Raw genomic sequence first — 15,256 nt, forward strand, 5'->3', positions numbered from 1 at the left:
GCGTCCTACCTTATGGCGCACTCCGCTGGCCGGGCAGGCTCGGGCGGCCGTGACCTGTCGCGTACGCGTCGGAACTGGGCTTGCCGAGCTCCGGTGGCGCGGCCGAGAGCGCGGTGTGACCGGACGGTCCCGCCGCCGCGGCCGCACGTCTGGCCTGCGGTGAGGCCTGCGCCGGTACCACCGGCTCCACCACCGGGGCCGGTGCGGACTCACTCTGCGGGCGGCGCACCCGGTAGGCGGCCCGGTACGCGGCCGGGGATGAGCCCAGCTGGCGCCGGAAATGGCCACGCAGGGCCACCGGGGAGCGGAAACCGCAGCGGCCGGCGACCTCGTCGACCGAGTAGTCGGAGGTCTCGAGCAGCCGCTGGGCCTGCAGCACCCGCTGGGTGATCAGCCATTGCAGCGGCGCGCTGCCGGTGAGCGAGCGAAATCGCCGGTCGAACGTCCGGCGGCTCATGTACGCCCGAGCGGCCAGGGTCTCCACATCGAACTGTTCATGGAGATGCTCCAGCGCCCACGAGACGACCTCGGCCAGCGGGTCCGACCCGATTTCCTCTGGTAAAGACCTGTCCAGATAGCGCTCCTGTCCGCCACTGCGCCGCGGCGGTACGACCAGCCTGCGGGCGAGTGCCCCGGCCGCCTCGGTGCCGTGGTCCGTACGCACGATGTGGAGGCAGAGGTCGATTCCGGCCGCCGTGCCCGCGGAGGTGAGCACATCGCCGTCGTCGACGAAGAGCTCGCGCGGGTCCACATGGACGGACGGATACCGTTTGGCGAGTGTCGGCGCGTACATCCAGTGCGTGGTCGCCGGCCGGCCGTCGAGCAGACCGGCCGCGGCGAGTACGAACGCACCGGTGCACAGTCCTACGATTCTGGCTCCCTCCTCATGCGCTCTGCGCAAGGCATCGAGTGCCTCGACCGGCGGTGGTGAAGTGATCGACCGCCATGCCGGCACAACGACGGTGCCTGCTCTCCCGATCGCCTCCAGGCCGTAGGGCGCAGTCAGTTCGAGCCCGCCGGTGGTCCGCAGCGGGCCCTCCTCGCCACCGCAGACAAGCAGTCGATAGCGGGGAACTCCGGCGTCCTGACGGTCAATTCCGAACACCGAGAGCGGGATGGAACTTTCAAAGATGGGGCCGCCGCTGAACAGCAGCACTGCGACGACTTCCCGGCGCCGGCGCCCGGAGAGCTTACGTGCCACCTCCGGTGCGGCGGAGTCCTGACTCATGACGCTAAGCCCCCCTCGGTGTTCGCGTCTCCCCGTTCGTTTCGGGCCTTTCGCTCCTGCACGTTTCCCCTCGGTTTTGCACGAGTCCCCAGCCTTAGATACTCATGATCGAATCTACTGCGTCCCGTGGCGCCGCCGTGACAAGTTCGGCATGCCCCGCTATGTCGACATGGCAACTTGGCGCGAAGCATTCGATCACGAAGCGTTCCACTCACAGGCCGCGCAGGGAAGTGTGCATCTCCTGCATGGCCCGTCCCCGTAGGGTGCACGGGACGCGAATGGTCCTTTCTTCCCTGGTGGCAAGGGGGTTGGCAGGCCATTTCGCCAAGGAGAGGCTACTAGCGCGAAGTTGGCTGAAAACATACGGGTGCCAGTGTGGGAACCCGTCAGTCTCCGGGCGCACTTCCCGTCCCGTGCCGACCGCCCCGGTTCGCCCCAGGCGCGATCCTGGCGCGCCGGCCGCGGGGCGGCGCCGATTCGGCCGCGCGGGCGCGGGCCGCGGTGCGCTCGGACTGTCGCAGCAGCACCCGGCAGGCGGCGGTCACGGCGGCGAGGCCGAGGGCCGCGGCGGCGGCCCCGCCCACGGATGTGCCGTACACGACCAGCACGACAGGGACCAGCAGGCAGCTGAACGCCGCCCAGCGGACCACCTCGCTCGCCGACTCGGATGAGGGGGATGAGGGTGATGAGGGGTGTGGGGCGCGTGAGGGACGTGACGAGTGCGGAGTGTGCTCGGCCGGCGCGGCGGCCGCGTCCGGCGACTGGCGAGGCGCCCGGCGCCGTCCGTGCTGAGGGGCCGGGGAGGGTTCGGAGGCCGGGGCGGACGGTCGTGCGGGCACGGAAGCTCCCTGGAGGCGGCGGGGTGACCGAGGTGCCAACGACGGGCGGAGCCTTCCGGTCACTGGGGCCGACGTCCGTGAACGCCTGTGGACGCCGCCGGGACGCCACGGGGACCCCGGTGGGACGCCTGTGGGGCCTGTGGCGGCCGGTAGACGGCTGTAGCCACCAAGCGGCATTGCCATCCGGGGCGGGCTCGGGCATGCTCCCTGGAACGCCGCGTATGGGCGGGCAGGCTCTGGGCAGGAGAGGAGTGTCGCCGTACCCTTGGGGGTATGGGGTTGGGAAGATGATTCCCGGACACAGCTCCGCCGCCATGCCAACCGACGCACCCTCCCTTGACGATCCCTCTCAAGAGGACCTTCTTCGCCGAGACACCGATGGCCGGTCACGAAATCCCCGAACCCGCGGACCGCAAGCAGGTAGCCGACCCCTTGTCGGACCTGCAAGCGGCAGAAGAGACATGTCATTCCTGCGACCCAGCCTTCCGGCACGGAGTCGTCGTCGGCTTCGACGGATCGACCTCCAGTGAGCGGGCGCTCGCGTACGCCATCGGTATGGCGAGACGGTCCGGCTCGGGCCTGATCATCGTCCATGTGGCCAATCGGCTGCCGACCACCGTCTGGGCGGGCTGTGAGCCCCCTGTCTTCGTGGACGTCCCCGATCACCGCACCGAGGTGATCGGTCTGGAGCTGGCATGCGCGGACTACCTCACCGAGGTGCCGTGGATCCTGGTCGAGCGCGGTGGTGACATCTGCCATGAGCTCGAAGAGGTCGGCAAGGAGTATTCGGCCGACGCGATCGTGGTCGGCTCCACGCACGGCATCGTCGGGCGCATCTTCGGTTCGGTGGCGGGACGGCTGGCGCGGCGCGCGCAGCGCCCCGTCGTCGTGATCCCGTAGCCCGCACCCCGTAGCCGCCGTAGCCCCCCGTGACCCGTCCACCCGGGATCACGCAGATCGGTGTTGCCCCGCGTACGCCCCGTCGTGGCCGTCCCGTAATCGGGGCGTCGGCGCAGGTGAGGCGACGTCAAATCCCTTGGCATGGACGGAAATCTACTGGTGCGTAGAGGTGGATTGTGCGCTTGTGAAGGGTACATAGCGGTCGCTGGGTAGCAGCACAATTTCACAGGACACGAAGGGAGCCCGCCGTGGACAACGACGTCTCTGCGGGAAGCGCTACTTCTACTTCGACTCTCGGTCATCTCGCCCTCGGGCTCACCCTGCTGGCCTTCGGCGTCGGCAACACCGGTGTGATCGACAATGTCACGGCGGCCGATGCCTCCTCACTCGCCACCTGGGTCGGCGGGGTCGCGCTCTTCATCGCCGGCCTGCTCGAGTTCCGCGCGGGCAACGCCGGTACGGGCACGGCGTTCTCGGGCCTCGGCGCCTTCTGGTTCACCTGGGGCACCGGCGTCGGCACAGAGGTGTCCGCCGAGGCGGCCGGGCTCTTCCTCCTGCTGTGGGCGCTGCTCGCACTGACCCTGACAGCCGCGTCCGCGGGGAGCGGAATGTTCGGACAGGGTGTGTACGGGCTGCTGTTCGTCTCGCTGCTGCTGCTCGGCATCGCCTCCTTCGCGGAGAACGACGGGCTGGCGAAGGCGGGCGGCTGGATCGGCGCGGTCGGAGGTCTGGCGGCCTGGTACGGCGCCACGGCCGCACTCGCCAAGTGGCCCACGTTCTCAGGACGCGCTGCCGGCCGGGGAGTGACGGCCACCGGCTGAGGCAGCCACAAGCCGGTGCCCAAGGGCTGCACCGGCTTACGAAAAGGCGGTCCCCCCGCGCGTATCGGTGGCAACGCGCGGGGGGACCGCCTGTGTCCGTCCGCGTCCGGGGCAGCTGTGTCCCGGGGCGAACGGCTCGACTACTCGACCGTGACGGACTTCGCCAGGTTGCGCGGCTTGTCGATGTCACGTCCCATGGCCAGCGCCGTGTGGTACGCGAACAGCTGGAGCGGGATGCCCATCAGGATCGGGTCCAGCTCGTGCTCGTTCTTCGGTACGACGATGGTGTGGTCGGCCTTCTCCTGCTCGCGGTGGGCGACCGCGAGGATCTTGCCGCTGCGGGCCTTGATCTCCTCCAGGGCGGCGCGGTTCTTCTCCAGCAGGTCGTCGTCCGGCACGATCGCGACCGTCGGCAGCGCCGGCTCGATCAGCGCCAGCGGACCGTGCTTGAGCTCCGAGGCCGGGTACGCCTCGGCGTGGATGTAGGAGATCTCCTTGAGCTTCAGGGAGGCCTCCAGCGCCACCGGGTAGCCGCGCACCCGGCCGATGAACATCATCGACTTGGCGCCCGCGTACTCCTCGGCCAGCTTCTTGATCTCGGCCTCGGACTCGAGGATCTCGCTGATCTGCTCGGGCAGCCTGCGCAGGCCCTCGATGATCCGCTTGCCGTCGGTGACGGAAAGGTCGCGGATGCGGCCGAGGTGCAGGGCCAGCAGCGCGAAGGCGACCACGGTGTTGGTGAAGCACTTGGTGGAGACGACGCAGACCTCCGGACCGGCGTGGACGTACACGCCGCCGTCGGCCTCGCGGGCGATCGCCGAGCCGACGACGTTCACCACGCCGAGGACGCGAGCGCCCTTGCGCTTGAGCTCCTGGACGGCGGCGAGTACGTCGTACGTCTCACCCGACTGGGAGACCGCGATGTAGAGGGTGTCGGGGTCCACGACCGGATTGCGGTAGCGGAACTCGGAGGCCGGCTCGGCGTCCGCGGGGATGCGGGCGAGGCCCTCGATCAGCCCGGCGCCGATCATGCCGGCGTGGTACGAGGTGCCGCAGCCGAGGATCTTGATCCGGCGCACGCCGCGCGCCTCACGCGCGTCCAGGTTGAGGCCGCCCAGGTGCACGGTGGAGAACCGGTCGTCGATGCGGCCGCGCAGTACGCGGTCCACGGCGTCGGCCTGCTCGGAGATCTCCTTGTGCATGTACGTGTCGTGGCCGCCCATGTCGTACGACTCGGCCTCCCACTCCACGGTGGTCGGCGTGGCCGTCGTCCGCGAACCCTCGGTGGTGTAGGTCCGGAAGTCGTCGGCCTTCAGGGTGGCCATCTCGCCGTCGTCCAGGGTGACGATCTGGCGGGTGTGGGCGACCAGCGCGGCGACGTCGGAGGCGACGAACATCTCCTTCTCGCCGATGCCGAGGACGACCGGGGAGCCGTTGCGGGCGACGACGATGCGGTCGTTGAAGTCGGCGTGCATCACGGCGATGCCGTAGGTGCCCTCGACCACCTTCAGCGCCTGGCGGACCTTCTCCTCCAGGGTCTCGGCCTGGGAGCGGGCGATGAGGTGGGTCAGCACCTCGGTGTCCGTCTCGGAGAGGAAGACGACGCCGTCGGCGACGAGCTTGGCGCGCAGCTCGGAGGCGTTGTCGATGATGCCGTTGTGGACGATCGCGACCTTGTTCTCGGGGTCGAGGTGGGGGTGGGCGTTCTCGTCACTCGGGGCGCCGTGGGTGGCCCAGCGGGTGTGGGCGATGCCGGTGGTGCCGGCGAAGCGCTTGGGGACGCGGGCCTCGAGGTCACGGACCCGGCCCTTGGCCTTGACCATCTTCAGCCCGGTGGACTTGGGGCTGGTGATCACGATGCCCGCGGAGTCGTATCCCCGGTACTCCAGCCGCTGCAGGCCCTCCAGCAGCAGCGGTGCCACGTCACGCTTGCCGATGTAACCGACAATTCCACACATAAAGTCTTGCCCCTCCATAGATCAGTGGGTGTGCCCGGTCGCCCGGTCAGCCGTACACGATGCGGCGCAGCTGGCGGAGCGAGAGCTCCTGCGGCGCCACGGCGCGGTGCGGCAGTTCGGCCGCGATCCGCTCGAAGATCTCCGTGTTCGCCAGGCCACCGGACTGCAGCTCGCGGTGGCGTCGGCGGACGAATTCCTCGGTCTTCTCGTCGAAGTACGCCAGCACGTCGAGCACCACCCGGGCTGCCTCACCGCGCTGGAGCGCGGTGCTGCGCACCAGATGGTCGATGAGCTCGTCGTGTGACAGACGATTGGGCTGGCGAGGTTCGAGCACCCGTAGATATTGCGGGGTGACCTACGGTGTTTGCAAGAATTCTGCCCGATTCCGGGCACATCTCACTCAGAGGCGCTTCAGAACGGCCTGTTTGGCGGTCGCGAACTCCTCGTCCGTCAGTATCCCGGCCTGATGCAGCTCGCCCAGTTCACGCAGTCGGCGCAGCAGCGCGTCATGATCGTCGCCTGATGGCGCGGCGGGCGCGAGTGCGGCGGGCGCGAGCTGCGGGGGAATGCCGACGGGCGCGGGGGCGTACGGATGCGGCATACGGGCCACCACGGCCGCCGCGACCAGCGCCATCAGCGGGTCCTTGCGGAAGCCCCACAGCTCCACGGCGTGCGGGTCGTACTTGGGCGGGGCCTTCGTCGGGGCCTTGGCCACGGAGAAGCGCAGATAGCCGTTCTCCAGGCCGACGGAGGGCAGCCACTCCACCGACTCCACATCCTCGAGCGCGAGCGTGCGCGCGCCGCCCGAGGACTTGGACTCCTCGGTCTTCCAGTTCCACTCCAGACGGATCCGCTCCCCGTCGAAGGTGGCGGTGCCGTCGCCCGCGCCGACAGTGATCGGGAGGGCGGGCCCGGGCAGCAGATAGCCGGCGACAGGGCCGGTCTCCACCTGGTCGAGCAGCAGGGCGTTGCGCACCTCGTCGACGAAGTACTCGGCGACACCGGTCCGGTCGTTCTCCACGGTCAGCCGGTAGGGGTCGGAGCTGTCCTCCAGCTTGCCGCCGGTGATCTGGAGGAGCGGGTCGGCGCCGTTGCGCAGCCGCAGTCGCAGCCGCCCCGACTTCTTCCCGGGCTCGAAGGAGATCCCGGCGAGCGCCGCCAGGGGTACGGCGACCTCACCGAGGGTCTTGCGCAGCAGGCTCACGGCTTTGTCGCTGCCGGGCACGATGCGCACCGTGTCCCCGTCGAAGGTCCAAGTGCCGTCCTTCTGGATGATTTCCGCCATGCGGGGGATTCTCGCACCGGGGTGTGGGGTGTGTGGGTGGAGTCTCGGCCGAGGACGGGGGGCTGTCCCCGGGGTGGCGTCGGCCCCCCGTGCGGGGATTTATTCATTGGCGGGGCGAGTAAGTGGTCTACACCTTGACCGGAGTTGGGGCTCGCGGTACGCATGATGACTGCCGTTCGGTTGCTCAGCACCACAGTTGCGACGCCCGTCGAAGGGACCCAGCCTGTGAGTCAGCCCAGAACGTTTCCCCGTCTGTTCGGTTCGCTCCTGCTCGTCGTTGCGGCAGGCGTCTCCAGCGTCGGGGCCGTGCCCGCGGCCCCGACCCCCGCCGTCCGGCCGCTCGGGCAGATCGTTCCCGCCCCCGCCTCCGTGCAGCCGGGCGGTGCGCCGTACACCCTCACCCCGTCGACCCGCATCCGCGTCGACGACCACTCCCGCGAGACGCGGCAGATCGGCATCTACCTCGCCCGGATCCTGCGGCCGTCCACCGGCTACGCCCTGCCCGTCACCGAGGACCGCCTCCCGGGCGGCATCCGTTTGCGGCTCAGCCCGCAGGACCAGGGCCTGGGCGAGGAGGGCTACCGGCTGGAGTCCTCTCGCGGCTCGGTCACCCTCACAGCCCGCAAGCCCGCCGGTCTCTTCCACGCCGTCCAGACGCTGCGGCAGCTGCTGCCGGCCTCGGTGGAGAAGGACAGCCAGCAGAAGGGGCCGTGGAAGGTCGCGGGCGGCACCATCACCGACACCCCGCGGTACGCCTACCGAGGTGCGATGCTCGACGTCTCACGGCATTTCTTCACCGTCGACCAGGTCAAGCGCTATATCGACCAGCTGGCGCTCTACAAGATCAACAAACTGCATCTGCATCTCTCCGACGACCAGGGCTGGCGGATCGCCGTCGACTCCTGGCCGCGTCTGGCCACGTACGGCGGCTCCACCCAGGTCGGCGGCGGACGCGGCGGTCACTACACCAAGAAGGACTACAAGGAGATCCTCGACCACGCCGCCTCGCGCTATCTGGAGGTCGTTCCCGAGATCGACATGCCGGGACACACCAACGCGGCACTCGCCTCGTACGCCGAGCTGAACTGCTCCGGCGTCGCGCCGCCCCTCTACACCGGCACCGACGTCGGCTTCAGCTCACTCTGCGTGCCCAAGCCCGTGACGTACGGCTTCGTGGACGACGTGATACGTGAGCTGGCCGCACTCACCCCCGGTGAGTACCTCCACATCGGCGGCGACGAGGCCCACTCCACCAGCCACGCCGACTATGTGGCGTTCATGGACAAGGTGCAGCCGATCGTCGCCAGGTACGGGAAGACCGTGGTCGGCTGGCATCAGCTGACCGGCGCCGCACCGGCGAAGGGGGCGCTGGCCCAGTACTGGGGCCTGGACGACACGAGCGACGCCGAGAAGGCGCAGGTCGCGCGGGCCGCGCGGAACGGCACCGGGCTGATCCTTTCGCCCGCCGACCGGGTCTACCTCGACATGAAGTACAACAAGGACACCCCGCTCGGCCTGGACTGGGCCGGCTTTGTGGAGGTGCGGCGCTCCTACGACTGGGACCCGGCGACCTATCTGCCGGGCGCGCCCGCATCGGCGGTCGCGGGTGTCGAGGCGCCGCTCTGGTCGGAGACGATCTCCACCAGCGACCACATCGAGTTCATGGCCTTCCCGAGGCTGCCGGGGGTTGCGGAGCTGGGGTGGTCGCCGGCAGCCACGCACGACTGGGAGGCGTACAGGGTGCGGCTGGCGGCGCAGGGGCCGCGGATGGCGGCGCTGGGGATCGACTTCTACCGCTCGCCGCAGGTGCCCTGGCCTTCGGGCTGACCTCGCGGACATAGCGGGCGACCCGCGGATGTCGGCCCCTCCGTCCCGGCAGCCGTCCGGGACGGAGTCCGCACTGGCGGAGCTCAGGTGATGCGCGGCCCGCCTCGGGGCCTGCGCCCCGCAGAGGGGCGGGCGCCCGCGAGGGACCGTGGTCGCGGGCGCCCGCCCGTCCAGTGGGAGAACCGCTAGTGGGAGAAGCGCGCGATCGGGTTCGCCAGCGTGCCGATGAGCTGGAGAGCACCGGCCGGGTCGGCGAGGTCCACCATCTGCTCGTTGTTGCGCAGCTGAAGCCGGTTGAGGCAGGAGAGCGCGAACTCGCCCGCGAACATGTCGTACTCCTGGAACCTGTCGGCCAGCTGCGGGACCGATGCCTGGTAGTCGGTGACGGACTCGGCGACCGTCCGCCAGAACGTCTCCTCGTCCAGTCGGCCCTCGCCGGCCAGCGCGGCGGCCAGGAAGCGGAGGAAGCAGTCGAAGACATCCGTGAAGATCGACAGCAGCTTCATGTCCTCGGGCACGTCCGCGCGGATCCGCTCGACGGCGGGCGGCAGCACCGCGTCCGGGTCCATGACCGCGATCTCCTCGGCGATGTCCTTGAAGATCGCCCGCTGGACCGTGCCGTCCTCGCCGATGACGAGGATGACGTTCTCGCCGTGCGGCATGAACACCAGGTCGTAGGCGTAGAAGCTGTGCAGTACGGGCGTGAGATACGCGTCCAGATAGCGGCGCAGCCACGCGGCCGGAGCCAGGCCCGACTCGTCGATCAGCGCACCCGCGAACGAGGCGCCCGCCTGGTCGACATGGAGCAACGACGCCATGGTGGCCAACCGCTCGCCGTCCTCCAGCGAGGGCACCGGGCTCTCGCGCCAGAGCGCGGCCAGCATCTTGCGGTACGGCGAGTAGCGGTCGGTCGCCCGCTCGTACTGGCGGTGGTGGTAGCCGATCGCCGCCCGCTCCCTGATGATCGAGAAGCGGGCCGCCTTGAAGACCTCGTCGCTGTCGATCAGAGCGGCGAGCCAGTCGTTGATCGCGGGCGTCGCCTCCATGTACGCGGCCGAAAGGCCGCGCATGAAGCCCATGTTGACGACGGAGAGCGCGGTTTTGACGTAGTGCTTGGCCGGGTCGCTCGTATTGAAGAAGGTGCGGATCGACTGCTGGGCCAGGTAGTCGTCGTCGCCCGCTCCCAGGCAGACCAGGCGCTGCTGGGCGACTTCGGCGGCGAAGGTGACGGAGAGCTTGTTCCACCACTGCCAGGGGTGGACGGGCAGCAGGAAGTAGTCGGCGAGGTCGAGGCCGAGGTCGCTGAGCCGGCGGCCGAAGCGGGCGAGTGCGGCTTCCCCGAGCTCGGCGCGGACCAGCGACTCGTAGTCGAGTCCCGCTCCCGCCGTGAAGGTGGCGACATCGCGGCGGGCGGCGAGCCAGACGAGGCGCACCTCGCTCGCGGTCTCGGGGGCGTAGGAAAGGTACTCGTGCACTCCGAAGCCGAGGCGGCCGTTGTTGGCGACGAAGCAGGGATGGCCCTCGGTCATCCCCGTCTCGATCGCCTGGAACCCGGCCGTGGCCAGTTCGGCGGAGGTCACCGGCTTCTTGCCGAGCTTGAACGCCGTACCGGAGAGCGTGGAGGAGATCTCCTCCAGATAGACCGGCAGGATCCCGTCGCTCAGGCCGAGCGCGCCGCGCAGTTCGATGAAGAACTCGAGCGCGTCGAGCGGCTGCCGGGTGCCGTCCCGGTGCCGGCTGATGGAGTCGGCGAAGACCTGCCAGTGGTCGAGCGCGAACCGGCGCGCGGAGAAGCGGTACTCGGTGGCGGAGTCGTCGCTGAGAACGCGGTAGTGGTCCTCGCCGAGCGACTCGGGGACCAGCAGCCGTTCGTGGGAGAACTCTGCCAGCGCTTTGCGGATGAGCAGCCGGTTGGACTGTTCCCACAGTTCGGGCGTCAGATGCGATACGGCGCCGATGAGGCTCATCGGGTCACTCCCCGGGCAGCCGCGCCGCGGCTGTTCAGAAACTGCTCCCGTGTGCAGAAGCTCAGGTAGGCGTCCTTCTCCGGCTTCTCGATCCGGGCCGCGATCTCGAAACCGACGGCGTCGTTGAGCGCGTGGACCGCTGTGTTGCGTACGTCGGGCTCGACGACGACGCGCCGGGTGGCCGGGTCCGCGAACAGCGTCTCCATCACCGCGGTGATCACCTCGAGGGTGAAGCCGTGCACCGGCGTGTCGGTCGGCGCGACCAGGAAGTGCATACCGACATCGCCGGGCTCGGCTTCGTAGAGACCTTGCAGCTCGACGTGCGCCGGGTCGTAGCGCTCCATCAGGAAGACGGGGATCCCGTCGCTGAGCCCGATGAAGGCGTCGTGGTGCTCATGTGCGGCTATCGCCATGTACTCGCGCTCGACGTCCTGCAGTTTCGCGTCCTGCATCAGCCAGAAGGCGGCCTTGGGGTGGGTGACCCAGCCGTGCACCAGCTCGCAGTCGGAGACAGAGGTCTCCCCGGCGAAGTCGGGGGAAGGGTCAAGAGGGCGGACGGTGAACGTCATACGGCGAACTCCTGGAACGCGATGGACTTTTCGACGGGGTAGTACTCGGATCCGAGCAGCTCGCCGATGATGTAGGCGTTGCGGTACGCACCCATGCCCAGGTCGGGCGAGGTGATGGAGTGCGTGTGCACGGCAGCGTTCTGCAGGAAGATCTCGCGCCCCGCGGTGTCGATGGAGTAGTTGCGGGCGACGTCGAAGCGGCCCTGACCGTCCCGGCGGATCCGGTCGCCGACGGGCCGGAGGAATGCGGGGGCGGCGTAGCGGTAGCCGGTGGCCAGGATCAGGCCCTCGGTGGTCAGCTCGAAGTCCTTGCCCTGTTCCTCCTGGCGCAGCCCGAGGGTGTAGCCGCCGTCCTCGTAACGCGCGCTGTGCAGAGCCGCGTTGGTGAGCAGCCGGGTCGGGACCGGCCCCTTGAGATTCTTCTGGTAGAGCAGATCGAAGATCGAGTCGATCAGCTGCGAGTCGATGCCCTTGAACAGACCCTTCTGCTGCGACTCGAGTCTGTAGCGGGTCGCCTCCGGCAGCGCGTGGAAGTAGTCGATGTACTCCGGTGAGGTCATCTCCAGCGTGAGCTTGGTGTACTCCAGCGGAAAGAACCGCGGCGAGCGCGTGACCCAGTTCAGGCGGTAGCCGTGCACGTCGATCTCGGAGAGCAGGTCGTAGTAGATCTCCGCGGCGCTCTGCCCGCTGCCGACGAGGGTGATCGACTCCTTCTGCTGCAGCGCCTCCTTGTGGTCGAGGTAGCGCGAGTTGTGCAGGAAGTCGCCGCCGAGGTCCCGGCAGGACTCGGGTACGAACGGCGGGGTGCCGGTGCCCAGGACGATGCGGCGGGCGCGGAACCGCTCGCCGCCGGCGGTGTGGACGTCGTACACCTCGTCCTCGGTCGCGTACTCGACCCGGGTCACCGTGGTGCTGTAGCGGACGGAGCTGAGCTTGGCGGCGGCCCAGCGGCAGTAGTCGTTGTACTCGGTCCGCAGCGGATAGAAGTTCTCGCGGATGTAGAAGGAGTACAGCCGCCCTGATTCCTTCAGATAATTGAGGAAGGAGTACGGGGAGGTCGGATCGGCCAGCGTCACCAGGTCCGACAGGAACGGCGTCTGGAGGTGGGCGCCTTCGAGGAACATCCCCGAGTGCCACTCGAAGTCCGGCTTGGACTCCAGGAAGAGGCCGCTGAGTTCGGCTATCGGCTCGGTGAGGCAGGCGAGGCCGAGATTGAAGGGCCCGAGCCCGATGCCGATGAAATCAAGAGGCTCAAGAGACTCGCGGGGCTCCAGAGACTCACGGGGCTCAAGAGGCTTGGACAAGGTTCTCTCCCAGGTACTGCTCGGCATGGCCGGCGATCAGATCGAGTACGGCGGCGAGGTCATCGGTGGTGGTCTCGGGGTTGAGCAGGGTGAACTTCAGGTACTGACGACCGCCGACCTTGGTGCCGGCGACCACGGCCTCGCCGGACGCGAACAGTGCCTTACGGGCATGGAGATTGGCCCGGTCGATCTCGGTGGGGCCGACGGCGGACCCGGGGATGTAGCGGTAGACCAGGGTGGACAGCTGCGGCTGCACGACGACGTCGAAGCGCGGGTCGGCGGCGAGCAGCTCCCAGCCGGCGGCGGCCAGGTCGCAGACCTCGTCGAAGAGCTGTCCGACGCCGTCGGCGCCCATAACGCGCAGCGTCATCCACAGCTTGAGCGCGTCGAAGCGGCGCGTGGTCTGCAGGGACTTGTCGACCTGGTTGGGGATGTTCGCCCGTAGCCCTTCGGGCCCGGGCGGGGGTCCCCCCGGCGACGCCGCCAGGGGGAGTGCCCCCGTCTCGACGGTGGGCCGCGGATTGAGGTAGTCCGCGTGGTACGTGGCGTGCCTGAGCGTGGCTCCGTCCCGCACCAGCACGGCGGAGGAACTCACCGGCTGGAAGAAGGACTTGTGGTAGTCCACAGTGACCGAGTCGGCGTGCTCGATGCCGTCGAGGAGCCGGCGGCGGGTGCGGGAGGCCAGTAGTCCGCAGCCGTACGCGGCGTCCACATGCATCCATGTCCCGTACTGCTCGGCCAGCTCGGCGATCTCGGGCAGCGGGTCGATGGAGCCGAAGTCGGTGGTGCCGGCGGTCGCGACGACGGCCATCGGGACCAGGCCCTCACGGGCGCAGCGTTCCAGCTCGGCGGCGAGGCTCACCGTCTGCATCCGCTTGTTGCGGTCGACGGGAATCGAGACGACGGCGTCCGGGCCGAGCCCGAGCAGTGTCGCCGATTTCTGCACGCTGAAGTGGCTGCACTGGGAGGAGAAGACGCGCAGTTTCGCGAGGTCCGCGGTCTTGGCCTCCTGGCGGGCGAGCAGCAGCGCCTGGAGGTTGGACTGGGTGCCGCCGCTGGTGAAGACGCCGTCGGCCGCGGGGCCGAGGCCGATCCGCTGCGCGGTCCAGTCGATGAGGCGGCGCTCGATGAGGGTGCCGCCGGCGCTCTGGTCCCAGGTGTCGAGCGAGGAGTTGACCGCGGAGAGCACGGCCTCGGCGAGGACGGCCGGGATGACGACCGGGCAGTTGAGATGGCCGAGATAGCGCGGGTGGTGGAAGTAGACGGCGTCGCGCAGATAGACCTTCTCCAGCTCGTCGAGGGCGGCGGAGGCGTCGCCCAGCGGCTGGTCGAGGTCGACCGCGGAGATCAGCGGAGCGAGCTCGTCGGCGGTCACGCCGGTGAACGGCCGCCGGGTTGTGGCGAGTCGGTTCGCCACCCGCTCGACTCCTTCGGTCACGGAACGCCGGTAGCTCTCCGCCGTTACGTCATTGAGCAGGTGCGAGCGCATGCGATGTCCTCCCGGATGCGGGGACTTGGCCGGCCCCTCAGGACAGGAAGAGGGGGCGAGGGGCGGCGTTGAAGTTAGGTTAGCCTAACCTAACTTCTCGGCCAATAGTCCCTCGCCCCCTGGGGGCGCACCTGTTATGGCGTTGTTCACACGTCGGCGGACTCGGACTCCGCGGTCCCCTCGGCCACGGCGGTCCCGGCCTCCTCGCGGAGTCCGTCCTCGCTCACGCCGCGCTTCCAGTAGCCGACGAACGTGACGCGTCGGCGGTCGAGTTGACGGTCACGCACGAGATGGCGGCGCAGCGCCTTCACGCTGCCCGACTCGCCCGCGATCCAGGCGTACGCCGTGCCCTCGGGCAACTCGGCGGCGCTGACCGCCTCCAGGGCGGACGGCGCGCCCTCGTCCCGTACCAGCCAGGTGATCTGGGCGTCCGCGGCGGTCCTCAGCTCCTGGCGGTCGTCGCCGTGCTGCACCTCGAGCCAGACCCGGGCCTTCAGGCCGGCCGGCAGCCACTCGAGGATCGCCGCGGCGGCCGGCAGAGCCGTCTCGTCGGCCCAGATCAGCACCCACTCGGTGTCCTCGGGCGGCCGGCAGCGTACGGCGGTGTTGTCGGCGACGGCCGGACCGAGCACCATCACTCGGTGGCCGGGCGCCGCCCGGCTCGCCCAGCGGCAGGCCGGTCCGACGTCCGCCGCCCCGGCGTCCGATGTCACAGCGTCCGACGTCGCACCGTGGAGCGCGAAGTCGATGTCCACCTCGCCCGCCTCGCCCGGGAGTCGGCGCTGCTCCCGCACCGTGTACGAGCGCATCACGGCCCGTACATCGTCGGGCAGCGCCCGCCAGGCTGCGAAGACGGCGCTGCCGTCACCGGCGTCGACGGGAACGACGGGCGCGTCCTGGCCCGGCTGGGGAAGGAAGAGCGAGAGGGACTGGTCGCGGCCTCCGGCGGCGAAGTCCTTGAGGTCCTCACCCCCGAAGGTGACGCGGACCATGGACGGGCCGAGCCGCCGGGTCCGTATCACCTGAAGGTCGAAGAAGCGGAACGGGGCGGGCTCGGCCGTCGTCATGG

The 15,256-nt window shown here is 69.3% G+C and carries 13 protein-coding genes; 3 read left to right on the plus strand and 10 right to left on the minus strand.

The features are described from left to right. Window positions 1-10 precede the first annotated feature (10 nt). Both ACWDZ6_RS00105 and ACWDZ6_RS00110 read right to left on the minus strand, forming a co-directional pair. Window positions 11-1,228, minus strand: a complete 1,218-nt coding sequence (locus ACWDZ6_RS00105; protein ID WP_366730747.1) for a helix-turn-helix domain-containing protein — start codon at window positions 1,226-1,228, stop codon at window positions 11-13. A gap of 386 nt (window positions 1,229-1,614) precedes the next feature. Further along, window positions 1,615-1,878 (minus strand): hypothetical protein, encoded by a 264-nt coding sequence (locus ACWDZ6_RS00110; RefSeq protein WP_366730809.1) that lies wholly within the window; start codon window positions 1,876-1,878, stop codon window positions 1,615-1,617. 567 nt (window positions 1,879-2,445) lie between these two features. On the opposite strand from ACWDZ6_RS00110, the gene ACWDZ6_RS00115 reads away from it, so the two are divergent. Together ACWDZ6_RS00115 and ACWDZ6_RS00120 are read left to right on the plus strand one after the other, a co-directional pair. Beyond that, window positions 2,446-2,967, plus strand: a complete 522-nt coding sequence (locus ACWDZ6_RS00115) for a universal stress protein (RefSeq protein WP_326655207.1) — start codon at window positions 2,446-2,448, stop codon at window positions 2,965-2,967. Between the two features lie 248 nt (window positions 2,968-3,215). Next, window positions 3,216-3,788 carry an acetate uptake transporter gene (locus tag ACWDZ6_RS00120; RefSeq protein WP_366730746.1) on the plus strand — a complete coding sequence of 191 codons (573 nt, stop codon included), beginning with the start codon at window positions 3,216-3,218 and terminating at the stop codon, window positions 3,786-3,788. A gap of 140 nt (window positions 3,789-3,928) precedes the next feature. Here ACWDZ6_RS00120 and glmS read toward each other — a convergent pair whose 3' ends face one another. The 3 genes from glmS to ACWDZ6_RS00135 all read right to left on the minus strand — a co-directional run bounded on the left by glmS (window position 3,929) and on the right by ACWDZ6_RS00135 (window position 7,031). Then, complete coding sequence (glmS, locus tag ACWDZ6_RS00125) at window positions 3,929-5,746, minus strand: glutamine--fructose-6-phosphate transaminase (isomerizing) (RefSeq protein WP_326650049.1); 1,818 nt, start codon at window positions 5,744-5,746, stop codon at window positions 3,929-3,931. Between the two features lie 46 nt (window positions 5,747-5,792). After that, window positions 5,793-6,080: a hypothetical protein gene (locus ACWDZ6_RS00130; RefSeq protein WP_389175674.1), complete on the minus strand. Its 288-nt coding sequence runs from the start codon at window positions 6,078-6,080 to the stop codon at window positions 5,793-5,795. A gap of 66 nt (window positions 6,081-6,146) precedes the next feature. Continuing rightward, window positions 6,147-7,031, minus strand: a complete 885-nt coding sequence (locus tag ACWDZ6_RS00135; protein ID WP_451501031.1) for a DUF4429 domain-containing protein — start codon at window positions 7,029-7,031, stop codon at window positions 6,147-6,149. A gap of 225 nt (window positions 7,032-7,256) precedes the next feature. On the opposite strand from ACWDZ6_RS00135, the gene ACWDZ6_RS00140 reads away from it, so the two are divergent. Further along, entirely contained in the window at window positions 7,257-8,858 is a 1,602-nt protein-coding gene (locus ACWDZ6_RS00140) for a beta-N-acetylhexosaminidase (RefSeq protein ID WP_451501032.1), read from the plus strand. A 185-nt stretch (window positions 8,859-9,043) separates the two neighbouring features. Here ACWDZ6_RS00140 and ACWDZ6_RS00145 read toward each other — a convergent pair whose 3' ends face one another. From ACWDZ6_RS00145 to ACWDZ6_RS00165, 5 genes are all read right to left on the minus strand, one after another. Further along, window positions 9,044-10,825, minus strand: a complete 1,782-nt coding sequence (locus tag ACWDZ6_RS00145) for an IucA/IucC family protein (protein ID WP_451501033.1) — start codon at window positions 10,823-10,825, stop codon at window positions 9,044-9,046. After that, window positions 10,822-11,394: a GNAT family N-acetyltransferase gene (locus ACWDZ6_RS00150; protein ID WP_451501034.1), complete on the minus strand. Its 573-nt coding sequence runs from the start codon at window positions 11,392-11,394 to the stop codon at window positions 10,822-10,824. Before ACWDZ6_RS00150 ends, ACWDZ6_RS00145 begins: the two co-directional genes overlap by 4 nt. After that, the gene (locus tag ACWDZ6_RS00155; protein WP_451501035.1) at window positions 11,391-12,698 is read right to left on the minus strand and encodes a lysine N(6)-hydroxylase/L-ornithine N(5)-oxygenase family protein; all 1,308 of its coding nucleotides are present in this window, start codon (window positions 12,696-12,698) and stop codon (window positions 11,391-11,393) included. Before ACWDZ6_RS00155 ends, ACWDZ6_RS00150 begins: the two co-directional genes overlap by 4 nt. Continuing rightward, window positions 12,682-14,187, minus strand: a complete 1,506-nt coding sequence (locus tag ACWDZ6_RS00160) for a pyridoxal phosphate-dependent decarboxylase family protein (RefSeq protein ID WP_451501036.1) — start codon at window positions 14,185-14,187, stop codon at window positions 12,682-12,684. Before ACWDZ6_RS00160 ends, ACWDZ6_RS00155 begins: the two co-directional genes overlap by 17 nt. 146 nt (window positions 14,188-14,333) lie before the next feature. Further along, complete coding sequence (locus ACWDZ6_RS00165; RefSeq protein ID WP_451501037.1) at window positions 14,334-15,254, minus strand: siderophore-interacting protein; 921 nt, start codon at window positions 15,252-15,254, stop codon at window positions 14,334-14,336. Between the last annotated feature and the right edge of the window lie 2 nt (window positions 15,255-15,256).

Source organism: Streptomyces sp. NPDC002926, assembly GCF_053591755.1.